This window comes from Burkholderia sp. BCC0419, assembly GCF_902830285.1.
In the GTDB taxonomy this organism is placed as follows: Bacteria; Pseudomonadota; Gammaproteobacteria; order Burkholderiales; family Burkholderiaceae; genus Burkholderia.
Map to the genome: position 1 here is coordinate 1,981,283 of NZ_CADESR010000001.1, position 22,186 is coordinate 2,003,468.

The following is a 22,186-nucleotide window of genomic DNA, read 5'->3' on the forward strand; positions in this document are numbered from 1 at the left end:
GGGGCTGCTGCCGGCTTGGCAAGTGTTTTATGCGGTTGCAGCAAAATACCGCTGTTCCAGCCCCATCACGATTTCCGCCCTGCCCGCACGACGCCCTGCACTTCGCCGAGCAGCGTGCACGCGCGCTGCACCTGCGCCGAATTCGATACCTCGACCGTGAACTGCATGAATGCCGCATTGCGGCGGCTCTGCGTCTTCACGCCCACGACGTTGATCTTTTCGCGCGCGAACACTTCGGAGATATCGCGCAGCAACCCTTGCCGGTCGCTCGCCTCGATCATCAGGTCGACCGGATAGACGGACGCGCCGCGCCCGCCCAGCACGTCGGCCGACCAGGTTGTCTGCAGCACGCGCTCCGGCGCGCGCTCGACCATCCGGCGAAACGTCGGGCAGTCGGTGCGATGGATCGACATGCCCTTGCCGCGCGTGACGAAACCGCTGATCGGATCGGGCGGCGCCGGACGGCAGCAGCGCGCCAGTTGCGTCAGCAGCGCGTCGACGCCCACCACCAGCACGCCGGTCGACGCACCGTGCGCGACGCTCGCGCCGCTGCTGCGCTTCTCGAAATCGGCCGGCGCCTCGGGCGCCGGTTCCGGCGGCGGCGCATCGGACAGCGCGTGCTCGACGTTGCGCAGGCTGAATTCTTCCTTGCCGACGACCGAGAACAGCTCCTCGGGCGACTTGAAGCCGAGCTTCGCGGCGAGGTTGTCCAGGTTGACCGACGTCTTGCCCTCGCGCTGCAGCGTCTTTTCGACGAGCGCGCGGCCGTGCGCGACGTTCTCTTCCTGCTCGATCGAGTTGAACCACGCACGCACCTTCTGCCGCGCGCGCGAGCTCTTCAGGTAACCGAGCTGCAGGTTCAGCCAGTCGCGCGACGGCCCGCCTTCCTTCACCGCGACGATCTCGACCGTCTGGCCGTTCGCGAGCGACGTATTCAGCGGCACCATCACGCCGTCGACGCGCGCGCCGCGGCAGCGATGACCGAGCTCGCTGTGCAGGTGATACGCGAAATCGACCGGCGTCGCGCCCTGCGGCAGCGCGATCACGCGCGCCTGCGGCGTCAGCACGTAGATGTGGTCGTCGTCGAGCGACGTCTCGCGCAATTGCGCCCACGCCTGGTCGCCCGACACTTCGGTGCCGTCCTCGACGTCGTCCTTCCACGCGAGCAACTGGCGCAGCCACGCGATCTTCTCGTCGTACTTGTCGCTCGCCGAGAACTGGCCGCCATAACCGCGCGCGCCGGCCTCCTTGTAGCGCCAGTGCGCGGCGACGCCGTACTCGGCGAAACGATGCATCTCCTGCGTGCGGATCTGCACTTCGAATGCACGGCCGTCGTCGCCGATCACGACCGTATGCAGCGACTTATAGCCGTTCGGCTTCGGCCGCGAGATGTAGTCGTCGAATTCCTTCGGCACCGGCTGCCACAGGTGATGCACGATGCCGAGCACCGCGTAGCAATCCTTGATGTCGGGCACGATCACGCGAAACGCGCGCACGTCGTACAGCTCGGAGAAATCGAGCTCCTTGCCGCGCATCTTGCGCCAGATGCTGTAGATATGCTTCGGCCGACCGCTCACGTCGGCCTGGATGTGCGCTTCCGCAAGCTCGTGCTGCAGCCGCGCGATCGCCTGCGTGACGTACGCCTCGCGCTCGATGCGCTTCTCGTCGAGCAGCTTCGCGATCCGCTTGTAGGTGACGGGATCCTCGAAGCGGAACGCGAGATCCTCGAGTTCCCACTTCAGCTGCCAGATACCGAGACGGTTCGCGAGCGGCGCATAGATCTCGAGCGTCTCGCGCGCGACGTCGGGCGGCGGATCGATCTTCGCGGCCGCGTAGTAGCGCAGCGACTGCAACCGCGACGCGAGCCGGATCAGCACCACGCGGATGTCCTGCGCGAAGGCGAGCAGCATCTTGCGCAGCGCCTCGATCTGCGTGCGCCGCTCTTCCGCCGCGTCGCGCCCGGAGTCGGGCTTCGCGTTCTGCGCGACGCGCAGGCTGACGGTGCCGAGCCGCAACAGCTTGCGCACGTCGGACACGAGCCGCGCGACTTCGTCGCCGAAACGCTCGGTCAGCTCGCGCTCGGGGTCGCTCAGATGCGGCGTCAGCACGAACAGCGCAGCGGCCTGCATCGCGGACGGATCGACGTTCAGCGTGCGCATGATCGACGCCGTGCCCGCCGAGTGATCGGCGAGCAGCTCGCCGGACGACAGGCGCGCGTCGCCGGCCCGCTCGCGCACGAACGCGAGCACGTCGTCGAACGACGGCGCCGCGACGGGAGAGGCGGAAACGGATTCGGTCATTGCACGGCCTGCCGGAATACGGTCATCGTCGGATAACGCTCAGCTCCGCTGCGCGGCGACGACCACGATCTCGACGAGCAGCGCCGGATCGGCGAGCTTCGCCTCGACGGTGGCGCGCGGCGGCGTGTTGCCCGGTGCGACCCATGCATCCCACTCCGCATTCATGCCTTCGAAGTTCGCAAGATCCGAGATGTAGATCTGCACCGACAGCAGATGCGCGTTGTCGCTGTTCGCTTCGGCGAGCAGGCGGTCGATGTGGCCGAGCACTTCGCGCGTCTGGCCGCGGATGTCCTGCGTGGTGTCTTCGGCGATCTGGCCGGCCAGATACACGGTACCGTTGTGGATCGCGGTTTCGGAGAGACGGGCCCCGACGTGGTGACGAATGACTGCCATGAAATGTTCCGGTCGTGATGGGTAAGGAATCGGGCGGCGGCACGGCCCGCGCGCCGCCGAACCGCATATTATGACGCGTTTATGCGTCGCCTTCGACGAAAAACCGCCGCGCGAGCGCGATCTGGTCGGCGCTGACGAACGCCGGCGCGTGGCCCGCCCCCGGAATCTCGACCTGCGTCACATGCCGGCCGCGCCGGACCATTTCGGCCGCCGTCTCGCGCGACAGCAAGTCGGACGTCTCGCCGCGCACGACGAGCAGCGCCGCGTCCGTCGTCTCGATCGCGCGCCACAGCGCGGCCTCGCCGAGCGCGGCCAGTTCGGGCGTCGTCGCCTTGAACGGCTCGGCGATGCGCGGATCGTAGCGCATCGTCCAGCTGCCTTCGGGCAGTTCGTGCAGCAGCGGCCCGTTGATTTCGCGCCACTCATCGGCGCTCAGCGCGCCGAACGGCAGCGACAGCGACGTCAGATAGTCGATCCCCTCCTGCTCGGTCGCAAAGCGCGGCTGCACGCCGAGGTACTCGCCGATGCGCGTCAGCGAATCGGGCTCGATGCGCGGGCCGACGTCGTTGACGATCATCCGGCGCAGCGGCGAACCGGGCAGCCCGGCGAGCGCCATGCCGATCAGGCCGCCCATCGACGTGCCGAACCAGTCGACCGATTCCACGTCGAGCCGTGCGATCAGCGTCACCATGTCGGCCACGTATTGCGGAATCGCATAGAGCCGCGGATCGGCCAGCCGGTCGGACCGGCCACGCCCGGCGACATCGGGGCAGACGACGCGATACGTATCGGACAGCGCGGCGGCAAGCCGGTCGAAATCGCGTCCGGAGCGGGTCAGGCCGTGCACGCAGACGAGCACGCGCGAATTCGCGGGATCGCCCCACTCCGTATAGGCGACGTGGTGAAGGCCGGCCGCGCTCGCACACTGCACGCGCCGCTGGCGGGGAACCGGGGAATTCGCTGGGGTCGTTGGCATCGTTGGCATCCTGTCGAACGGGGGCGACGCGCGGGGCAACGCTTGCGACGCCCGATGCAAACGATTGTAAACCGCTTCCGAATAACGGGGCGCCACGCGCCCGGCCCACCACCCGGGACGGGTTCAATCGCGGCGGCGCCACGCGTCCCGTAACTGCTCGCGCAGGAAATCGACGAATGTCCGCACGCGCAACGGCACGTGACGGCCGCCGGGATAGACGGCATGCAGCGGCGCGGCGGACGCCTCGAAGGCCGGCAGCACCCGCACGAGCCGGCCGGCGTCGAGATCGGCGCCGACGTCCCAGATCGACTTCAGCGCAATGCCCGCGCCTTCGAGCGCCAGCGTGCGCGCCGCGCCGCCGTCGTTCGTCAGCAGCGCGGCCGTCACCTCGACCACCACGCCGCCTTGCGCGCCATCGAACCGCCATTCGGCACGCGGCTGGTCGCCCATCACGATGCATCGATGCGCACGAAGCTCGGCCGGATGGGCCGGCGACCCGTGCGCCGCGAGATAACCCGGCGACGCGCACAGCACGCGATGGTTCGGCGCCAGCTCGCGCGCGATCATCGTCGAATCGGCAAGATTGCCGATCCGCACGGCGACATCGATGTCGGAGGCGAGCAGATCGACGACCGTATCGGTCAGCACCAGTTGCACGGTCAATTGCGGATGCCGCTGCTGAAATGCCGCCACGAGCGGCGCGATTCGCAGGCGGCCGAGCTCGCCGGGCGCCGTCACGCGCAGCAGGCCGCTGACCGTGCCGCGGCGATCGCGCATCAGCGTTTCCGCCTGCTCGACTTCGGCCAGGATGCGCAGCACCTGCGCGTGAAACTGCGCGCCGTCGTCGGTGAGCGTTTGCTGCCGCGTCGTCCGGTGCAGCAGGCGCACGCCGAGCCGCGACTCGAGATGCGCGAGCCGCTTGCTGACGACGGACAACGACAGGTCGAGCTCGCGTGCCGCCGCCGACAGGCTGCCGGCCGACACGATCCGCGCGAAAGTATCGAGCGCCGGGAAATCGTCGATCAGCGTCATGGCGCCCGCCTCGCCCCAATCTTTCTTTTTTTCGAAGAATCCATTCGTTTTTTGCCCGTATTTGCATGCAGAACGGAAACCTACCATACCTGTTCCGCGTCGTCGCCTGACGCCTTCACAGGACCTCCGAAATCATGTCGATCCGCCTCCGTTCGGCCACCCGCCCCGTCGCGCACGCATTCGCGGCAGCCGCTTGCGTCGTGGCGCTCTGGCCCGCCGCCTCCCGTGCCGCCGATCTCGTCGAGCCGCACACGCTGACCGTCGCGGCAGGCTTGCCGGCCGCGCAGGCCCGCGCGCAGATTCTGGCCGCGCGTCGCTACGGCAGCTTCTGGAATACCGGCGACCCCGCCCTCGCCCGTGCGGCGCTCGCCGCCGGCTTCACCGACCGCACGCTGCCGCCCGGCCGCGAACAAGGCGTATCGGGGCCGCTCGCGGCCTCCAGCACGATGCGTGGTGCGATCCCGGACCTGCGCTGCGACATCGAACAGATGATCGTGGCAGGCGACCGGGTCGTCGTGCACCTGCATTTCCGCGGGCATTTCACCGGTGCTTTCAACGGAACGGCCGGGCGCGGACAGGCAATCGACTTCATCGCGACCGATATCTATCGGATCGACCACGGCCGGATCGCGGAAAACTGGCACATCGAGGACAACCTGACGCTGATGCGTCAGCTCGGGCTCGTCGGCTGACGGAGGGGACGATGACTCACGATAACGATCATCCCGCGACGCCTCTGCCGCGCCGCACGTTCCTGGCCCAGGCCGGCGCCGGGCTCGCGGCCGGCGTCACGCTGGCCGCAGGCACGTCCCTGCCCGCCACCGCCGCGCCGACGCCGGCGCCCGCCGCACCGGGCGCCACGCCGTTCTGGCCGGACGGCGCGCGCATCGTGATCTCGATCTCGATGCAGTTCGAGGCGGGCGGACAACCGCCCACGGGCGCGGACAGCCCGTTTCCGGCCGTCGCGTTCCCGCCGTCGGTGCCGGTCGATCTCGCCTCGGCCACCTGGTTCGCGTATGGCTACCGGGAAGGGATTCCGCGCCTGCTCGATCTGTGGGACCGGCACGGCGTGAAAGTGACGTCGCACATGATCGGGGAAGCCGCCCGCCGGCACCCCGAACTGGCGCGCGAGATCGTGTCGCGCGGCCACGAAGCCGCCGCGCACGGCCCGACGTGGCGTGCGCAATTCGCGATGAGCCGCGACGACGAGCGCCGCTTCCTGACCGAAGCGCGCGACATGGTCGAAGCGGCGACCGGCCAGCGCCCGACCGGCTACAACTGCAACTGGCTGCGGCGCGGACCGCATACGCTGCCGCTGCTGCAGGCGCTCGGCTACGCGTATCACATCGACGACGTCAGTCGCGACGAACCGTTCATCGAGACCGTCGGCGGTCGCGATTTCGTGGTGGTCCCGTACACGCTGCGCAACAACGACATCCTGCTGATCGAAGGTCGCAACTACTCGCCGACGATGTTCCTCGAGCAGATCAAGCTCGATTTCGACCAACTGTACGCGGAAGCCGGGCAGCGGCGCAGACTCATGTCGATCAGTGCGCACGACCGGATCAGCGGCACGCCGCAGATGGTCCGCGCGTGGGACGCGTTCCTGCACTACGCTCGATCACACCCGGGCGTCGCCTTCATGCGCAAGGACGACATTGCGCGCTTCGCGTTGCACAGCCCGTCGACGCTGCGCGAGACCGAAACGATCTGACCGGATTCCGTTCGACTCCCGTTCAACTCATCACCCAGGAAAGACTTTCATGAATGATCCGCTCCACGGAAAGAACGTACTCGTCGTCGGCGGAAGCTCCGGCATCGGCGCCGCCACCGCGACCGCATTCGCGCGGCGCGGCGCGCGCCTGACGATCGCGTCGCGCGATCCAGGCAGGTTCGACATCGACGCCCTACCGGGCGCGCACGTGCGAACCGAAACGCTCGACATCACCGATACGGCGGACGTCGATGCGTTCTGCGCGCGCGCCGGCCAGTTCGACCACGTCGTGATTTCGGCTGCGAAGACGGCCACGGGCGCGGTCCGTGCGCTGCCGCTCGCCGACGCACAAGCAGCAATGGACAGCAAGTTCTGGGGCGCCTACCGCATCGCCCGCGCGATCGATATCGCGCCGGGCGGCTCGCTGACGTTCGTGTCGGGCTACCTCAGCGTGCGGCCGAGCGCGTCGTCGGTGCTGCAAGGCGCGATCAATGCGGCGCTCGAGGCCCTCGCCCGCGGGCTGGCGCTCGAGCTGGCGCCGGTTCGCGTGAACACCGTGTCGCCGGGCCTGATCGCGACGCCGCTGTGGGACAAGCTCGCGCCCGACGCACGCGACGCGATGTACGCCGGCGCCGCCCAGCGGCTTCCGGCACGCAGGGTCGGTCAGCCGGAGGATGTCGCGAATGCGATCCTGTATCTGGCGGCAACGCCTTATGCGACCGGTTCGACGGTACTGATCGACGGCGGCGGCGCGATTGCGTGACGCGTGCGGTCATGGCAAAACGCCCCGCGTTCCGTCGGGAACGCGGGGCGTCGAGGATGACGCACCAGGGTAGTGCTCAGGCCACGGCGCTGACGTCGAGCGGCGCGCCCGTCTTCGCCTGGATCTCGTCGGCGCTCACGCCGTCGGCGAGCTCGAGCACCTTCAACCCGGCCGGCGTCACTTCGATCACGCCGAGATCGGTGATGATCAGGTCGACCACGCCGACACCCGTGAGCGGCAGGTTGCATTCGTCGAGGATCTTGTGCTGGTCGCCCTTCGCGACATGCTCCATCAGCACGACGACGCGCTTCACGCCGGCGACGAGGTCCATCGCGCCGCCCATCCCCTTGATCATCTTGCCCGGGATCATCCAGTTCGCGAGGTCGCCCTGCTTGCTGACCTGCATCGCGCCGAGGATCGCGAGGTTGATGTGACCGCCGCGGATCATCGCGAACGAATCGGCCGACGAGAAGATCGACGAACCGGGCAGCGTCGTGACGGTCTGCTTGCCGGCGTTGATGAGATCGGCGTCGACTTCGTCTTCGGTCGGCGACGGGCCAATGCCGAGCAGGCCGTTCTCCGACTGCAGCCACACCTCGACGCCTTCCGGCACGTGGTTCGCGACGAGCGTCGGCAGGCCGATGCCGAGGTTCACGTAGAAGCCGTCCTGCAGTTCCTTCGCCGCGCGCGCGGCCATCTGGTCACGATTCCAGGCCATGTCAGTCTCCTTTCGCGCGTACGACGCGTTGTTCGATGCGTTTTTCGGGCGTCGCATTCAGCACGATGCGCTGCACGAAGATCCCCGGCGTATGAACCTGGTCCGGATCGAACGTGCCGTTCTCGACGATCTCCTCGACCTCCACCACGGTGATCTTGCCGGCCATCGCGCACATCGGGTTGAAGTTGCGCGCGGTGCGGCGATAGATCAGGTTGCCGGACTTGTCGGCCTTCCACGCCTTCACGAGCGCGACGTCGGCCGTCAGCGACGGCTCGAGCACGTAGTGGCGATCGCCGAACTGGCGCGTTTCCTTGCCTTCCGCGATCACGGTGCCGTAGCCGGTATTCGTGAAGAACGCGGGGATGCCCGCGCCGCCCGCGCGCAGCTTTTCGGCGAGCGTGCCCTGCGGCGTGAATTCAAGCTCGAGTTCGCCGGCCAGGTACTGGCGCTCGAACTCCTTGTTCTCGCCGACGTACGACGAGATCATCTTCTTGATCTGGCGCGTTTCCAGCAGCAGGCCGAGGCCGAAACCGTCGACGCCCGCGTTGTTGCTGATGCAGGTGATGCCCTTGACGGCCGAATCGCGCAACGCCGCGATCAGCGCCTCGGGAATGCCGCACAGGCCGAAGCCGCCCACCGCGAAGGTCTGTCCGTCGCGGACGATCCCCTCCAGCGCGGCAGCCGCGCTTGGATAGACTTTGTTCATCTGTTGTCCCTTCCTTTATGGAAACCAGCAAAACCGGTTCACGCGCCACGTGGCGCAAGCCCGCCGCATCATTCTATGCATGCGCGGCGATGCCTGCGTCGAGGCACGCTTTTTTATGTCGCGACAACCGCCGCGAGATGCCTGAAAGGGTACGATGCGGCGCTGATGCGGCACAATACGCAAAAATACATAAGCATTTCCCTCCGCCTCCCTGCGCCATGCCCGATCTCGATTACCAGACCGCCTTCCACCTCGCGCCGCTCGGCCTCGTGCTGTCGCGCGACCGCGTGATCGAGGACTGCAACGACGCGCTCGCGTCGATCTTCCGCTGCGCGCGGGCCGACCTGATCGGAAAATCGTACGCGGTGCTCTACCCGTCCACGGACGAATTCCAGCGAATCGGCGAGCGCATCGCACGCGTGATGGTCGCGAACGGCGTCTACTCGGATGACAGAATCATGAAACGCGCGGACGGCGAGCTGTTCTGGTGCCACGTGACGGGACGCGCGCTCGACCGCACCGCACCGCTCGCGGCCGGCGTCTGGACCTTCGAGGACTTGAGCGCGACGCGCCGCGTCGCGGTCGAGCTGACCCCGCGCGAGCGCGAGATCGCCGCCCAGCTCGCGACCGGCAAGACCAGCAAGCAGATCGGGCGCGTGCTCGACATCAGCTCACGCACGGTCGACATCTACCGCGCCCGGCTGATGCGCAAATACGGGACGAACAATACGCCGGAGCTGCTGCAGCGCCTGCTCGGGCAGTGAACGTGCATTGCGTGACGGCGCTCGAATGACAATCGGCCGCACATGGCGGCCGATTGACGGAAACGACGGGCATGGCGCGACGGGCACGCCGCGTCACCGGCGACCCGGTGCCGGCCCGGCGGCATCCGCGCTCAGCCGACTTTCGTCGCCAGCGCGTGCTCGATCGTGTCGCGCAGCAGTGGTGGCAGCGGCACCGACTTGCCGAGCGCGTAGTCGACCCACACGCATCGCGCGTTGCCGCGTGCATAGACATGCTGCGGATCGTCCGCGCGCGTGAGCTCGAAACCGGTGTCGAAACTGCTTCGGCCGGGCTTCGCGGCCGACATCTTCGCGATCACGTCGCCCGGATAGTGCAGTTGCTTGAGGAATTCCATCGACGCGGTGACGATGACGGGCCCCTGCCCCTCGCCGTTGCCGCCGGCAATGCCGAGCGCCTCGAACCACGAAATCCGCGCCTGCTCCATGTAGCGGAAATAGACCGTGTTGTTCACATGGCCGAACGCGTCCATGTCGCCCCAGCGGATCGGCATCGACATCTCAAAAACGGGCGAGTAATCGCTTGTTACGCTCATTGCAGTCTTCTTCGTTGCTGAATGTCAACCGCTCAGGCGAGGCCGAAACCGTCGTCGGCGGAGATGATCGAGCCATTGATGAACTGCGACTCGTCGGCCGCGAGCAGCAACAACAGCCCGTCGAGATCCTGCGGCTTGCCGACGCGCCGGCGCGGCAGTATCGACTGCAGCTTCTGGCCCTGCTCGGTTTCCCACAGGTAATGATTGATTTCGGTATCGATATAGCCCGGGCAGATCGCGTTCACGTTGATCCCGTGGCGGCCCCACTCCAGCGCCATCGCGCGCGTCATCTGCACGACCGCGGCCTTGCTCATCGCGTACAGCCCGATCTGCGGGAACACGCGCAGCCCGGCCACCGACGCGATGTTGATGATCCGGCACGGCGGCTTGCCGTTGCCGCCGCCATTCGCGCGCATGATCATCCGCTTCGCGACTTCCTGCGCGACGAAAAATGCGCCGCGCGTGTTCGTATCGAACACGAACTCGAAATCCGCCGGCGTCACGTCGACGAGCTTCTGCATCGTCGACACGCCCGAATTGTTCACGAGGATGTCGATCGTGCCGGCTTCCGTCTCCGCGTGCGCGACGGCCGCCTTGATGCTCTGGACGTCGGTCACGTCGAGCGACACGACGTGCGCGGCGCCGCCCGCCGCCTCGATCTCCGCGCGCAGTTCCTTCAGGCGCTCGACGCGGCGGCTCGCGAGCACGACCTTCGCGCCGGCCTGCGACAGCACCTGCGCAAAACGCTGCCCGAGGCCGCTCGACGCGCCCGTCACCAGCGCGACCTTGCCTTCCAGATTGATCGATCGACCCATTTGCACATCCCCTTTCGATGTCGTTTCGCCAGTCCGGGCGGCACAGCCCGGGCGGCATTACCCTAGCACAAAAAATAGAACGATCGTGCTAATCTACCTGCATGTTGTTGCGGCAAGCATTTCGTTTCGCAGACAATACGCTCCCGAATAAAAGCATTCTAACGGTTAGAGGAACGCCAATGACCCCCGCAAGCCTCATCGAGCAATACGGCCCGCGCGAATCGATGGAATACGACGTCGTGATCGTCGGCGGCGGCCCCGCCGGGCTGTCGGCGGCGATCCGGCTCAAGCAGCTGGCCGCCGAGAAAGGCGCCGAGATCGGCGTATGCGTGCTCGAGAAGGGTTCCGAGATCGGCGCGCACATCCTGTCGGGCGCGGTGATGGACCCGCGCGCGATCACCGAGCTGTTTCCCGACTGGAAGGAGCGCGGCGCACCGCTCGACGTCGAGGTGACGGAAGACCGCTTCCTGTTCCTGTCCGAGAAGAGCGCGGTCACGACGCCGAACTGGGCGCTGCCCGACAATTTCAAGAATCACGGCAACTACGTGATTTCGCTGGGCAACGTCACGCGCTGGCTTGGGGCACAGGCCGAAGCGCTGGGCGTCGAGATCTTCCCGGGCTTCCCGGCCGCCGAGATCCTCTACAACGACGACGGCTCGGTCAAAGGCGTCGCGACCGGCAACATGGGCGTGGGCAAGGACGGCGAGCCGACCGAGAATTTCCAGCTCGGCATGGAACTGCACGCGAAGTACACGCTGTTCGCCGAAGGCTGCCGCGGCCACCTCGGCCGCCAGCTGATCTCGAAGTTCAAGCTCGACGCGAACGCCGATCCGCAGGCGTACGGGATCGGCATCAAGGAACTGTGGGAAATCGATCCCGCGAAGCACAAGCCGGGCCTCGTGATCCACACGGCCGGCTGGCCGCTGAAGTCCGATACGTACGGCGGCTCGTTCCTGTATCACATGGACAACAACCAGGTCGTGGTCGGCTTCGTGGTGGGCCTGGGCTACACGAACCCGTACCTGTCGCCGTTCGAGGAATTCCAGCGCTACAAGACGCATCCGTCGATCCGTGCGTTCCTCGAAGGCGGCAAGCGCGTGTCGTACGGCGCGCGGGCGATCACGGCCGGCGGCCTGCTGTCGCTGCCGAAGACGGTGTTCCCGGGCGGCGCGCTGATCGGCGACGACGCGGGCTTTTTGAACGCATCGCGGATCAAGGGCAGCCACGCGGCGATCAAGACCGGCATGCTGGCGGCCGACGCCGCATTCGACGCGGTGCAGGCGGGCCGCCAGTCGGACGAGCTGAACGCATATCCGGATGCGTTCAAGCAATCGTGGCTGTACACGGAGCTGTACCGCGCACGCAACTTCAAGCAGTGGATGGCCAAGGGGCTGTACCTGGGCACGTTGATGGTGGGGCTCGAGCAGAAGGTGATGGGCGGCAACGTGCCGTGGACGCTGCATCACCAGCACGCGGACCACGAGATGCTGAAGCCGGCGTCGCAGTGCGAGCCGATCGAGTACCCGAAGCCGGACGGCAAGCTGACGTTCGACCGGCTGTCGTCGGTGTTCATCTCGAACACGAACCACGAGGAGAACCAGCCGGCGCACCTGACGCTGAAGGACGCGAGCGTGCCGGTGAACGTGAACCTGCGCACCTACGCGGGGCCGGAGGCGCGCTTCTGCCCGGCGGCGGTGTACGAGTTCATGAAGAACGACGACGGCAGCGATCGGCTGGTGATCAACGCGCAGAACTGCGTGCACTGCAAGACCTGCGACATCAAGGACCCGACGCAGAACATCGTGTGGGTCACGCCCGAAGGCGGCGGCGGGCCGAATTACCCGAACATGTAACCTGCCGGAACGCGCCGCCACGAGCGGCGCATTTTTTTTGGGTCACGGCAAACCGCCGCAAACGAAACGGGGCGCTGCATCACGCAGCGCCCCGCTTGCATTCATCGTTCGACGGTCGAGATGGCGCGCGCGGCGCCCCGCCCGCTTTGTATCAGGTGGCGCTGCCGGCGATCTTCGGCGTCGACGTCTCGACGTCGCCACACTGCGCGCGGTGGCGCAGCGCATGATCGATCAACACCAGCGCGAGCATCGATTCGGCGATCGGCGTCGCACGAATGCCGACGCACGGATCGTGGCGACCGAAGGTTTCGACCGTCGCCTCTTCGCCGGACTTCGTGATCGAGCGGCGCGGCGTGCGGATGCTCGACGTCGGCTTGATCGCGATCGACACGGTGATGTCCTGCCCCGTCGAAATCCCGCCGAGCACGCCGCCCGCGTGGTTGCCGACGAAGCCGGCCGGCGTCAGTTCGTCGCCGTGCACCGAGCCGCGCTGCACGACGCTGTCGAAGCCCGCGCCGATTTCGACGCCCTTCACCGCGTTGATGCTCATCATCGCCTTCGCGATATCGGCATCGAGCCGGTCGAACACGGGTTCGCCCCAGCCGACCGGTACGCCCGACGCGACGACGTCGATGCGCGCACCGATCGAATCGCCCTCCTTGCGCAGCGCGTCCATGTAGGCCTCGAGTTCCGGCACGACCGCCGCGTTCGGCGAGAAGAACGGATTCTCGTGCACGTACGACCAGTCGACGAACGGCACGTCGATCTCACCGAGGCCGCTCATGTAGCCGCGCACCTCGACCCCGAAGCGCTCGCGCAGCCACTTCTTCGCGACCGCGCCGGCGCCGACGATCGGCGCGGTCAGGCGCGCGGACGAGCGGCCGCCGCCGCGGTAGTCGCGGATACCGTATTTCTGCCAGTAGGTGTAGTCGGCATGGCCGGGACGGAACGTCTCGACGATGTTGCCGTAGTCCTTGCTGCGCTGGTCGGTGTTGCGGATCAGCAGCGCGATCGGCGTGCCGGTCGTCACGCCTTCGAACACGCCCGACAGGATCTCGACCTCGTCGGCCTCCTGCCGTTGCGTCACGTGCCGCGACGTGCCCGGCTTGCGGCGATCGAGCTCGACCTGGATGTCGGCTTCGGTCAGCCCCATCCCCGGCGGGCAGCCGTCGATCACGCAGCCGATCGCGGGACCGTGCGATTCGCCGAAGGTCGTGACAGTGAAAAGCGTGCCGAGGGTATTGCCGGACATGATGGAACCGCCCAAAGAGAAATGGGCAAACCGATGCGCTGCCGGGCCGCAGGCAGGTCGATCGTTTGCCGGTCGAGAAAAAGAGGTAAACCGCTATTATGCCAGCCGTCCCGCGCCCGCGGGCCGTGTGAACCGTTCAGACCACACGGGCCGCGCTCACGGATATGGGCCGGGCAGCGCTCGTCGGCCCGCGCCGTTCCGCCGGGCCGGTTGGTTCGCGGCCGTCATCGTGACCCGACGCAACGCCGCCAGGCCTGCCGCCCGCCTACTTCCGCGCGCCGCGCAGCTCGGTCACTGCCGCCTGCAGCGCCTCGGGCGTCGCCACCGACGCCGGGATCGGTTCGCCGACCGCCAGCGTCAGCCGGCTCATCACGCCGCGCTTGATGGGACGCGGCATCCGTGCGTCGGAATGCCGTGAAAAATAGCTGCCCCACAACCCGCGCAGCGCCATCGGAATCACCGGCGCCGGGGTGCGGCCCAGAATCTCGGTGATGCCGTGGTGGAACGTGTTGATGTCACCCGTCTTCGTCAGCTTGCCCTCGGGGAAGATGCACACGAGTTCGCCATCCTTCAACGCGGCCTCGCACAGGTCGTAAGCACGCGCGAGCATCGCGGGATCCTCGTGGCGCGGCGCGATCGGGATCGCCTTCGCATGCCGGAATACCCAGCTCGCGAAACGCGTCTTGAAGATTCGGTGATCCATCACGAAACGAATCGGGCGCGGGCTCGCGGCGGCCAGCACGAGCGCGTCGACGTAGCTGACGTGGTTGCACACGAGCACCGCGGCCCCTTCCGCCGGGATCCGCTCCGCGTGCACGAGGCGGATCCGGTAGAACGTGTGCACGAGCACCCACGCGACGAAGCGCAGCAGGAACTCGGGGACGAGCAGGTAGATATAGGTCGCGACCACGACGTTCAACAGCGCGGTGACGAGGAACAGCCCCGGGATGTCGACGCCGGCCTTGGTCAACCCCATCGCCATCACGGCCGACAGGATCATGAACAGCGCGTTCAGGATGTTGTTCGCGGCGATGATCCGCGCGCGGTGCGTCGGCGCGCTGCGGCTCTGGATCAGCGCATACAGCGGCACGCTGTAGAAGCCGCCGAACATCGCGAGCAGGAACAGGTCGGCCAGGATGCGCCAGTGGCGCGCACCGCCCAGGAATTCGCCGACCGACAGCAGATGGCCGGGCGACGGCAGCGCATGGCTCGCGAAATACAGCTCGATCGCGAACACGCTGATGCCGATCGAGCCGAGCGGCACGAGGCCGATCTCGACGCGCCGCTGCGACAGCCGCTCGCACAGCAGCGAACCGAGGCCGATGCCGACCGAGAACGTCGCGAGCAGGATCGTGACGACGTCGGGGCTCGCGGACAGCACGTCCTTCGCGAAATTGAAGAACGACGTGAGGAACGTCGCGCCGACGAACCACAGCCACGAGATGCCGAGCAGGCTCAGGAACACCGTGCGGTTCTGCCGCGCGAGGCCGAGGTTGCGCCAGGTCTCGCTGACCGGGTTCCAGTTGATCACGAGGTCGGGCTGCGGCGCGGGCGTCGACGGCACGCGCTGCGCGACGAGCCGCCCGGCCAGCGCGATGACGACGACGCTCACCGCGAGCACGCGCTCGCCGCTGCCTTCGATGCCGGCCGCCGCGCCGCCGATGATCGTGCCGATCAGGATCGCGATGAACGTGCCCATCTCGACGAGACCGTTGCCGCCGACCAGCTCGTGCTCGCCGAGATGCTGCGGCAGGTACGAATACTTGACGGGCCCGAACAGCGTCGAGTGCATCCCCATCATGAACGTGCACAGATACAGCAGCGTCGCGCTGTGCGTGACGAAGCCGGCCGCGCCTACCAGCATCAGCACGATCTCGAAGGTCTTCACGAAGCGCGTGAGGGTCGCCTTGTCGTATTTGTCGGCGATCTGGCCGGAGGTGGCCGAGAACAGCACGAACGGCAAAATGAAGATCGCGGAAATCAGGAACGCAGCCGTCTTCGCATCAACACCGGAGAACCGCGCGGTGTGATAGGTGACGAGCGACGTGAAGCCGATCTTGAAGACGTTGTCGTTCAGCGCGCCGAGGAACTGGGTCGTGAAGAACGGCGCGAAGCGGCGCTCGCGCAGCAGGTCGAACTGCGATGCGTGGGCGCGCCGTTCGTCGCGCCGCCCCGAAGTGGCTTGCGTGTGATCGCTCATGCGGAATACGCGCGCATCGTCTGGGCGAAGCTGCGCGGGCCTCGTGTTGTTATCGTTGAAAAAAAAGCGGCGCAGGACAAACCTGCGCCGCCGCATGCCGGATGGCGGCGCCCATGCATCGAGGTGCCGGGCGCGGCGTGGTTCACGGCTTGTGCGCTTCGGCTTCCGATTCCGGCCAGTCGCGGATGTACGCCTTCAGCATCCGGTTCTCGAAGCTCTGCGCCTCGACGACCGTCTTCGCGACGTCGTAGAACGAAATGACGCCCATCAGCACCTTCTTGTCGAGCACCGGCATGTAGCGTGCGTGACGCTCGAGCATCATCCGGCGCACTTCGTTGACGTCCGTTTCCGGCGTGCACGTGAGCGGCTCGTCCATCACCTTGCGCACCTGCACGTCGCCGATCGCGCCGCCGTTCACGTGCAGGCGCAGGATGATCTCGCGAAACGTCAGCATCCCGACGAGATCGCCGTACTCCATCACGACGAGCGAACCGATGTCGTGCTCGGCCATCGTATCGACCGCTTCGCGCAGCGGCTTATCGGGCGTCACCGTAAACAGCGTGTTGCCCTTCACTTTCAGAATATCGCTGACGCGCATCGTAGTCCCCTCATGCTTGAATGCAAAATCTCTTTCGATCCTATCGGAAAGCCTGTCAAAAGGAAAGCACGGGCCGGCGCGGCGCCCCGCCACCGCTTGCGGACGCGGGCTACCGGCCGCACAATGGCCTCATGAACGGCGGCCCGAGGAGACGGCCATGGCGCATACGCATACGGAGCAATTCGCCAGCTTCGCTGACTTCTACCCGTATTACCTGAACGAGCACCAGAACCTGACGTCGCGGCGGCTGCACTTCATCGGCTCGCTCGGCGTGATCGGCTGCGTCGCGATGGCGGTCGCGACCGGCATCTGGCTGTGGCTGCCGGCGGCGATCGTCTGCGGCTACGGGTTCGCGTGGGTCGGGCACTTCTTCTTCGAGAAGAACCGCCCGGCCACGTTCCGGCACCCGATCTACAGCCTGATGGGCGACTGGGTGATGTTCAAGGACATCTGCACCGGCAAAATCCCGCTGTAGCCGCCGGCCCCCGCCTTCAGGCAGGCCGCGGCGGCCGCGCGTGCGGATCGGCCACGCCCGGCGCCTGCCCGGCGCTCCCGGCCGGCTGCCCGCCCGCGAGCCGGTGCGCGGCGATCAGCGACGCGAGCGTCACGTCGAACCGGTCGCTCGACAGCACCGCGAGCAGCGCCGCGCCGTCGACGTGGCTGCGGCGCCGCTGGAGCTGGTAGGTCAGCTCCGTGCGGTCGATCACCAGCACGTCGAACAGTTGCGCGAGCGTCAACTGCTCCGGGTTCGCGAGCAGGATGTAGCGCGGCGTGGCCTCGCCGTCGCCCTCGAGCCGCGCCACCCATTCCCGCTCCTCCATCGTCGTCAGCAACCGCTGCGCGGTTTCCATGTCGCAGCGCAGCATCGTCGCGAGCCGCAGCGCCGTATAGCCGCGCTTGCCGGCCGCGCGCGCTTCGGCCAGCCGCGCGAGCAGTTCGAGCGCGTCGAGCAGGTCGCTGCCCGGATAGTGGATCCGGTGGAACTGACCGACGCGAATCGCCGGCAGCGCCGACGCCACCATCGCGCCGAGCAGCGCGATGAACCAGCTCAAATACACCCACAGCAGGAACACCGGCAGCGCCGCGAACGCGCCATAGACGGCCGTATAGGTCGGAATGCGCCGGACGTAGTAGCCGAAGCCGCGCTTCGCGAGTTCGAACGCGATGGCCGCGAACAGCCCGCCGATCACCGCGTCGCGCCATGCGACCGCGCAGTTCGGCAGGTACACGTACAGCAGCGTGAACGCGAGCACCGTCAACGGCAGCGACGCGAGCGCGAGCAGCCACTCGACGATCGACGTGGACGGCCCCGCGCCGGTGAACGCGAGCGACTGCGTGAACAGGTACGACGAGATCGACAGGCTCACGCCGAACAGCAACGGCCCGAGCGTGATCAGCGCCCAGTACGCGAGCACGCGCTGCGCGAACGGCCGCGGCTTGCGCACGCGCCAGATCAGGTTGAACGCCGATTCGATCGTCATCATGGTCATCACCGACGTGACGACGAGCACGATCAGGCCGGCCGTCGTCAGCCCCTTGGCCTTCGACGCGAACTGGTTCAGGTACTTGAAGATCTGGATGTTGAACTGCGCGGGCATCAGGTGATCCGCGAGGAACCCCTGCAGCGAGATCTGGAACGACCCGAACATCGGGAACGCGGTGAACAGCGCGAACGCGACCGTCAGCAGCGGCACGAGCGCCAGCATCGTCGTGAAGGTCAGGCTGCCCGCCACTTGCGGGATGCGATCCTCGGCGCTGCGCCGGGCCGCGAACTGCGCGAGGCGCTTGATGGTGACGAGATCGACGCTCAACTTCGGCAAACCGCTTCTCCTTCTTGATGCTGCGCGCGTCACGGCGCGCCGCCGCGCTGCGCGACGGCTTCAGCCCCTATAATAGCCGCTCGATTCCAGCAGGGGCCGACTGCACCGGGCACGCGCGCGGCCGCACGCGGCTCCGTCGCCCATGAAAGACATTCTCGTCCTCTATTACAGCCGTCACGGCGCCACGCGCGATCTCGCGCTCGCGATCGCGAACGGTATCGACAGCGTGCCGGGCATGCAGGCCCGCATCCGCACCGTGCCGCCCGTGTCGGCCGTCTGCGAAGCCACCGCCCCCGACATCCCGGCCGACGGCCCGCCGTACGCGGAACTGCGCGACCTCGAGGAATGCGCGGGCCTCGCGCTCGGCTCGCCGACCCGCTTCGGCAACATGGCCGCGTCGCTCAAGTATTTCCTCGACGGCACGACGCCGCAATGGCTGTCGGGCGCGCTGATCGGCAAGCCCGCGAGCGTGTTCACGTCGACCGGCAGCCTGCACGGCGGCCAGGAGTCGACGCTGCTGTCGATGATGCTGCCGTTGCTGCATCACGGGATGATGATCGTCGGGATCCCGTACACCGAATCCGCCCTCAGCACAACGCGGACCGGCGGCACGCCGTACGGCGCATCGCACGTTGCGCAGCACGACCGCGCCGCGCCCGGTGGGCTGTCGGCGGACGAGAAGGCGCTCGCGGCCGCGCTCGGCGTACGGCTCGCGCGCGCGGCGGCGGCCCTCGCCGACGCCCAGGCCGCCGGGGCCGCATGAACGCCCCCGCCCGTCCGGCCGCCGCGGCCCGGCCGCACTACGCGCTGGCCGCCGCCGTGTGCCTGGTCGCCCTGATCGCGCTGTCGCTCGCATGGGAACTGTGGCTCGCGCCGCTGCGCCCGGGCGGCTCCGCGCTGATGCTCAAGGCCGTGCCGCTCGCGCTCGCGCTGCCCGGCGTCTGGCGGCGTAACATCTATACGATGCAGTGGGCAAGCATGCTGATCCTCGTCTATTTGGCCGAAGGCATCGTGCGCGGCATGTCCGATCGCGGGCTGTCCGCGACGCTCGGCTGGTGCGAGACCGCGCTCGCCGTCGGCTTCTTCGTGGCTGCGCTCGCGTACGTCGCGCCGTACAAGCGCGCGGCGAAGAAGCAGCGCGCTGCGTCCTGACCCTTACGCGACCGAACGTGATGATTTCTTCCGAAGCTTTCGTATCCGCCTGCCGCGACGCGATCGGCGCCGCCTACGTGCTGACCGATCCGCACGACACCGAACCGTTCCTGACCGACTGGCGCCGCCGTTACAAGGGCAGCGCGTGCGCGGTGCTGAAACCGGCCGATACAGCCGAAGTCGCCGCGCTCGTCCGGCTCGCGAACACGCACGGCGTCGCGCTCGTCCCGCAGGGCGGCAACACGGGGCTCGCCGGCGGCGCGACGCCCGATGCGAGCGGCAGCCAGGCCGTGCTGAGCGCCGCGCGCCTGAACCGCGTGCGCGCGCTCGATCCGCACAACAACACGATCACCGTCGAAGCCGGCGTGATCCTCGCCGACGTGCAGGCGCGCGCCCGCGAAGGCGGCCGGCTGTTCGCGCTGAGCCTCGCGGCGGAAGGCAGCTGCACGATCGGCGGCAACCTGTCGACCAATGCGGGCGGCACCGCGGTGCTGCGCTACGGCAACGCGCGCGAGCTGTGCCTCGGGCTCGAGGTCGTGACGCCGCAGGGCGAAATCTGGGACGGGCTGCGCGGACTGCGCAAGGACAACACGGGCTACGACCTGCGCGACCTGTTCATCGGCGCCGAAGGTACGCTCGGGATCATCACGGCGGCCGTGATGAAGCTGCATCCGCTGCCGGCCGCGCAGGTCACGGCGCTGGCCGCGCTCGAATCGCCGCACGCGGCGCTCGATTTCCTCGCGCTCGCGCAGCGCGCGGCCGGGCCGCTGTTGACCGGCTTCGAGCTGATGTCGGATTTCTGCATGCAGCTGGTCGGCAAGCACTATCCGCAACTGCGCTACCCGTTCGCGCAGACCCATGCGCAAACGGTGCTGCTGGAGCTGTCCGACAACGAAAGCGAAGCGCATGCGCGCGCGCTGTTCGAGAAGCTGATGGAAGAAGCGTTCGAGGCCGGGCTCGTGGTCGACGCGGTGGTCGCGGAGAACCTCGCGCAATCGCGTGCGTTCTGGGACCTGCGCGAGCACATCCCGCTCGCGCAGGCCGACGAAGGACTCAACATCAAGCACGACATCGCGGTGCCGATCTCGTCGATCGCACGCTTCATCGACGAGACCGACGCGGCAATCCAGCAGGCCGCGCCGGGCGCGCGGATGGTCACGTTCGGCCACCTCGGCGACGGCAACCTGCACTACAACGTGCAGATGCCCGAAGGCGGCGATGCGAAGGCGTTCCTCGCCGCGTTCCAGGCGCCGATCAACCGGATCGTCTACGACAACGTGCACCGCCACCACGGCACGATCAGCGCGGAGCACGGCATTGGCCAGTTGAAGATCGACGACGCGCAGCGCTACAAGTCGCCGGTCGAAACGACGCTGATGCGCACGCTGAAGACCGCGCTCGACCCGCGCGGCCTGATGAATCCCGGCAAGGTCCTGCGCTGAAGCCGCCTACTCCGGAGCGAATCCCGTGAAAGTCCGCGTCCTGTCCGACCTGCATCTCGAAAACAACCTGCCCGACGCGATCCCGCATGCCGACGCGGATCTCGTCGTGCTGGCCGGCGACATCCACAATCACGCGGAAGGCCTGCGCTGGGCCGCCGAGACGTTCGACCCGGCGGTGCCGGTGATCTACGTGCCGGGCAACCACGAGTATTACGACGGGGAATTCGGCGCGCTGGAGATGGCGATGCGCGACGCCGCGCATGCGCTCGACAACGTGCACTACCTGAACAACGGCGTCTACGTCGATCCCGCCCAACGCTTCCGCGTGCTCGGCACGACACTCTGGGCCGATTTTTCGCTGTTCGGCCAGGACGAAGCCAGCATCGCGCGCGCGACCGACGCCGGCCTGCGCGTGATGCTCGATTTCAAGGGATTGATCCAGGTGACCTGGCCGCACGATGCGGCGGTGCATACACCAGCAGAGGCGCCGGAACGGGATTTCGCGCCGGCCGACGCAATCGCGCTGCACCGGCAAGACCGCGCATGGCTGGAAGCGCAGCTGGCGGCGCCGTTCGCGGGCAGGACGATCGTCGTCACCCATCATGCGCCGCACCGGCGCTCGCTGGCGGAACGCTATGCGGAAGATCTGGCGTCGGCGGGATTCGTCACGGATATGGCGGAACTGGTGCGGCCGCCGGTGGATCTGTGGCTGCACGGCCACACGCATACGTCATTCGACTACGTTGCGGATGGCGGTACGCGCGTGGTGTGCAATCCGCGCGGCTACCTTCATCGGCGCACCGGCGAATGGGAAAACCCCGCGTTCGCGTGGGACAAGGTCGTCGAGCTCGGCTGAGCGCCGGCCCGGGCGGCCGCGCGGCGCGGCCTTCCCGACCCGAAGCGTGACGGCAGGATCAGCGGCCGGGGCGGCGCGGGTCGCGCACGCGGACCGGCACGGGCTTCATCTGCGCCTTCGCCTTCATCGCACGCAGCAGGTCGCGGGTCGCCGCCGCGGCGGCAGCCGCGCCCAGCAGGACGCCAAGGCCGATCATCAGGTGCGTATCCATTGCTACTCCGGTGTGGTGTATCTCGTTAATTCCCACAGTATCAAACTGT

The 22,186-nt window shown here is 67.5% G+C and carries 23 protein-coding genes; 10 read left to right on the top strand and 13 right to left on the bottom strand.

All coding sequences use genetic code 11. The features are described from left to right. Positions 1–65: 65 nt before the first annotated feature. The 4 genes from HWW87_RS08845 to HWW87_RS08860 all read right to left on the bottom strand — a co-directional run bounded on the left by HWW87_RS08845 (position 66) and on the right by HWW87_RS08860 (position 4,701). Entirely contained in the window at positions 66–2,300 is a 2,235-nt protein-coding gene (locus HWW87_RS08845; protein ID WP_175819977.1) for a bifunctional (p)ppGpp synthetase/guanosine-3',5'-bis(diphosphate) 3'-pyrophosphohydrolase, read from the bottom strand. Positions 2,301–2,339: 39 nt separating this feature from the next. Then, positions 2,340–2,693: a RidA family protein gene (locus tag HWW87_RS08850; protein ID WP_175819978.1), complete on the bottom strand. Its 354-nt coding sequence runs from the start codon at positions 2,691–2,693 to the stop codon at positions 2,340–2,342. Positions 2,694–2,772: 79 nt separating this feature from the next. Next, a complete protein-coding gene (locus HWW87_RS08855; protein ID WP_175819979.1) occupies positions 2,773–3,669 on the bottom strand; it encodes an alpha/beta hydrolase in 897 nt (298 codons plus the stop codon). Between the two features lie 123 nt (positions 3,670–3,792). Then, positions 3,793–4,701, bottom strand: coding sequence for a LysR family transcriptional regulator (locus HWW87_RS08860; RefSeq protein ID WP_175819980.1), 909 nt, complete (start codon positions 4,699–4,701; stop codon positions 3,793–3,795). 134 nt (positions 4,702–4,835) lie between these two features. Here HWW87_RS08860 and HWW87_RS08865 point away from each other — a divergent pair, with 134 nt between their 5' ends. From HWW87_RS08865 to HWW87_RS08875, 3 genes are read left to right on the top strand one after another with little or no spacing between them, the layout of a single operon-like run. Further along, positions 4,836–5,393, top strand: coding sequence for an ester cyclase (locus tag HWW87_RS08865; protein ID WP_175819981.1), 558 nt, complete (start codon positions 4,836–4,838; stop codon positions 5,391–5,393). 11 nt (positions 5,394–5,404) lie between these two features. Further along, the gene (locus HWW87_RS08870) at positions 5,405–6,415 is read left to right on the top strand and encodes a polysaccharide deacetylase family protein (protein WP_175819982.1); all 1,011 of its coding nucleotides are present in this window, start codon (positions 5,405–5,407) and stop codon (positions 6,413–6,415) included. Between the two features lie 49 nt (positions 6,416–6,464). Next, complete coding sequence (locus HWW87_RS08875; protein ID WP_175819983.1) at positions 6,465–7,178, top strand: SDR family oxidoreductase; 714 nt, start codon at positions 6,465–6,467, stop codon at positions 7,176–7,178. A gap of 76 nt (positions 7,179–7,254) precedes the next feature. On the opposite strand, the gene HWW87_RS08880 is transcribed toward HWW87_RS08875, so the two are convergent. Continuing rightward, positions 7,255–7,896: a CoA transferase subunit B gene (locus tag HWW87_RS08880; RefSeq protein ID WP_047900502.1), complete on the bottom strand. Its 642-nt coding sequence runs from the start codon at positions 7,894–7,896 to the stop codon at positions 7,255–7,257. Position 7,897: 1 nt separating this feature from the next. Continuing rightward, positions 7,898–8,602: a CoA transferase subunit A gene (locus tag HWW87_RS08885; protein ID WP_175819984.1), complete on the bottom strand. Its 705-nt coding sequence runs from the start codon at positions 8,600–8,602 to the stop codon at positions 7,898–7,900. Positions 8,603–8,820: 218 nt separating this feature from the next. On the opposite strand from HWW87_RS08885, the gene HWW87_RS08890 reads away from it, so the two are divergent. Continuing rightward, positions 8,821–9,366: a LuxR C-terminal-related transcriptional regulator gene (locus tag HWW87_RS08890; RefSeq protein ID WP_012328362.1), complete on the top strand. Its 546-nt coding sequence runs from the start codon at positions 8,821–8,823 to the stop codon at positions 9,364–9,366. A gap of 131 nt (positions 9,367–9,497) precedes the next feature. Here HWW87_RS08890 and HWW87_RS08895 read toward each other — a convergent pair whose 3' ends face one another. Beyond that, positions 9,498–9,938, bottom strand: coding sequence for a thioesterase family protein (locus tag HWW87_RS08895; RefSeq protein ID WP_175819985.1), 441 nt, complete (start codon positions 9,936–9,938; stop codon positions 9,498–9,500). Between the two features lie 32 nt (positions 9,939–9,970). Continuing rightward, positions 9,971–10,753 (bottom strand): SDR family oxidoreductase, encoded by a 783-nt coding sequence (locus HWW87_RS08900; protein ID WP_050012456.1) that lies wholly within the window; start codon positions 10,751–10,753, stop codon positions 9,971–9,973. Between the two features lie 179 nt (positions 10,754–10,932). Between HWW87_RS08900 and HWW87_RS08905 the strand changes: the two genes are divergently transcribed. After that, the gene (locus tag HWW87_RS08905) at positions 10,933–12,606 is read left to right on the top strand and encodes an electron transfer flavoprotein-ubiquinone oxidoreductase (RefSeq protein ID WP_175819986.1); all 1,674 of its coding nucleotides are present in this window, start codon (positions 10,933–10,935) and stop codon (positions 12,604–12,606) included. A gap of 151 nt (positions 12,607–12,757) precedes the next feature. Here the strand turns inward: HWW87_RS08905 and aroC are convergent, their stop codons facing one another. The 3 genes from aroC to HWW87_RS08920 form a co-directional block, all read right to left on the bottom strand. Continuing rightward, positions 12,758–13,858, bottom strand: coding sequence for a chorismate synthase (gene aroC / locus HWW87_RS08910; protein ID WP_175819987.1), 1,101 nt, complete (start codon positions 13,856–13,858; stop codon positions 12,758–12,760). 265 nt (positions 13,859–14,123) lie between these two features. After that, positions 14,124–16,058 (bottom strand): MFS transporter, encoded by a 1,935-nt coding sequence (locus HWW87_RS08915; RefSeq protein ID WP_175819988.1) that lies wholly within the window; start codon positions 16,056–16,058, stop codon positions 14,124–14,126. 142 nt (positions 16,059–16,200) lie between these two features. Continuing rightward, on the bottom strand, positions 16,201–16,656 hold the full coding sequence (locus tag HWW87_RS08920; RefSeq protein ID WP_006488504.1) for a CBS domain-containing protein: 456 nt from the start codon (positions 16,654–16,656) through the stop codon (positions 16,201–16,203). A 157-nt stretch (positions 16,657–16,813) separates the two neighbouring features. Here HWW87_RS08920 and HWW87_RS08925 point away from each other — a divergent pair, with 157 nt between their 5' ends. Beyond that, positions 16,814–17,131 (top strand): Mpo1-like protein, encoded by a 318-nt coding sequence (locus tag HWW87_RS08925; protein ID WP_175819989.1) that lies wholly within the window; start codon positions 16,814–16,816, stop codon positions 17,129–17,131. A gap of 16 nt (positions 17,132–17,147) precedes the next feature. Here the strand turns inward: HWW87_RS08925 and HWW87_RS08930 are convergent, their stop codons facing one another. Next, on the bottom strand, positions 17,148–18,476 hold the full coding sequence (locus tag HWW87_RS08930) for a YihY family inner membrane protein (protein WP_174429579.1): 1,329 nt from the start codon (positions 18,474–18,476) through the stop codon (positions 17,148–17,150). A 142-nt stretch (positions 18,477–18,618) separates the two neighbouring features. On the opposite strand from HWW87_RS08930, the gene wrbA reads away from it, so the two are divergent. Genes wrbA through HWW87_RS08950 form a run of 4 tightly spaced genes read left to right on the top strand, consistent with a single transcriptional unit; the run spans position 18,619 to position 21,926 of the window. Next, positions 18,619–19,239: an NAD(P)H:quinone oxidoreductase gene (gene wrbA / locus HWW87_RS08935; RefSeq protein ID WP_175819990.1), complete on the top strand. Its 621-nt coding sequence runs from the start codon at positions 18,619–18,621 to the stop codon at positions 19,237–19,239. After that, positions 19,236–19,628 (top strand): DUF2069 domain-containing protein, encoded by a 393-nt coding sequence (locus HWW87_RS08940; protein WP_175819991.1) that lies wholly within the window; start codon positions 19,236–19,238, stop codon positions 19,626–19,628. The genes wrbA and HWW87_RS08940 overlap by 4 nt, the downstream gene beginning before the upstream one ends. Before the next feature lie 20 nt (positions 19,629–19,648). After that, positions 19,649–21,070, top strand: coding sequence for an FAD-binding oxidoreductase (locus tag HWW87_RS08945; protein WP_175819992.1), 1,422 nt, complete (start codon positions 19,649–19,651; stop codon positions 21,068–21,070). A gap of 25 nt (positions 21,071–21,095) precedes the next feature. After that, positions 21,096–21,926 (top strand): metallophosphoesterase, encoded by an 831-nt coding sequence (locus tag HWW87_RS08950; protein WP_175819993.1) that lies wholly within the window; start codon positions 21,096–21,098, stop codon positions 21,924–21,926. Positions 21,927–21,984: 58 nt separating this feature from the next. Here the strand turns inward: HWW87_RS08950 and HWW87_RS08955 are convergent, their stop codons facing one another. Next, positions 21,985–22,137, bottom strand: coding sequence for a hypothetical protein (locus HWW87_RS08955; protein WP_174429583.1), 153 nt, complete (start codon positions 22,135–22,137; stop codon positions 21,985–21,987). Between the last annotated feature and the right edge of the window lie 49 nt (positions 22,138–22,186).

Coding starts and splice junctions, on each gene's coding strand:
- HWW87_RS08905 (WP_175819986.1), top strand. CDS start 10,933: ATGACCCCCGCAAGCCTCATCGAGCAATACGGCCCGCGCGAATCGATG.
- HWW87_RS08900 (WP_050012456.1), bottom strand. CDS start 10,753: ATGGGTCGATCGATCAATCTGGAAGGCAAGGTCGCGCTGGTGACGGGC.
- HWW87_RS08870 (WP_175819982.1), top strand. CDS start 5,405: ATGACTCACGATAACGATCATCCCGCGACGCCTCTGCCGCGCCGCACG.
- HWW87_RS08875 (WP_175819983.1), top strand. CDS start 6,465: ATGAATGATCCGCTCCACGGAAAGAACGTACTCGTCGTCGGCGGAAGC.
- HWW87_RS08860 (WP_175819980.1), bottom strand. CDS start 4,701: ATGACGCTGATCGACGATTTCCCGGCGCTCGATACTTTCGCGCGGATC.
- HWW87_RS08850 (WP_175819978.1), bottom strand. CDS start 2,693: ATGGCAGTCATTCGTCACCACGTCGGGGCCCGTCTCTCCGAAACCGCG.
- HWW87_RS08945 (WP_175819992.1), top strand. CDS start 19,649: ATGATTTCTTCCGAAGCTTTCGTATCCGCCTGCCGCGACGCGATCGGC.
- aroC (WP_175819987.1), bottom strand. CDS start 13,858: ATGTCCGGCAATACCCTCGGCACGCTTTTCACTGTCACGACCTTCGGC.
- HWW87_RS08955 (WP_174429583.1), bottom strand. CDS start 22,137: ATGGATACGCACCTGATGATCGGCCTTGGCGTCCTGCTGGGCGCGGCT.
- HWW87_RS08890 (WP_012328362.1), top strand. CDS start 8,821: ATGCCCGATCTCGATTACCAGACCGCCTTCCACCTCGCGCCGCTCGGC.
- HWW87_RS08925 (WP_175819989.1), top strand. CDS start 16,814: ATGGCGCATACGCATACGGAGCAATTCGCCAGCTTCGCTGACTTCTAC.
- HWW87_RS08865 (WP_175819981.1), top strand. CDS start 4,836: ATGTCGATCCGCCTCCGTTCGGCCACCCGCCCCGTCGCGCACGCATTC.
- HWW87_RS08880 (WP_047900502.1), bottom strand. CDS start 7,896: ATGGCCTGGAATCGTGACCAGATGGCCGCGCGCGCGGCGAAGGAACTG.
- HWW87_RS08895 (WP_175819985.1), bottom strand. CDS start 9,938: ATGAGCGTAACAAGCGATTACTCGCCCGTTTTTGAGATGTCGATGCCG.
- HWW87_RS08845 (WP_175819977.1), bottom strand. CDS start 2,300: ATGACCGAATCCGTTTCCGCCTCTCCCGTCGCGGCGCCGTCGTTCGAC.
- HWW87_RS08915 (WP_175819988.1), bottom strand. CDS start 16,058: ATGAGCGATCACACGCAAGCCACTTCGGGGCGGCGCGACGAACGGCGC.
- wrbA (WP_175819990.1), top strand. CDS start 18,619: ATGAAAGACATTCTCGTCCTCTATTACAGCCGTCACGGCGCCACGCGC.
- HWW87_RS08885 (WP_175819984.1), bottom strand. CDS start 8,602: ATGAACAAAGTCTATCCAAGCGCGGCTGCCGCGCTGGAGGGGATCGTC.
- HWW87_RS08920 (WP_006488504.1), bottom strand. CDS start 16,656: ATGCGCGTCAGCGATATTCTGAAAGTGAAGGGCAACACGCTGTTTACG.
- HWW87_RS08940 (WP_175819991.1), top strand. CDS start 19,236: ATGAACGCCCCCGCCCGTCCGGCCGCCGCGGCCCGGCCGCACTACGCG.
- HWW87_RS08855 (WP_175819979.1), bottom strand. CDS start 3,669: ATGCCAACGACCCCAGCGAATTCCCCGGTTCCCCGCCAGCGGCGCGTG.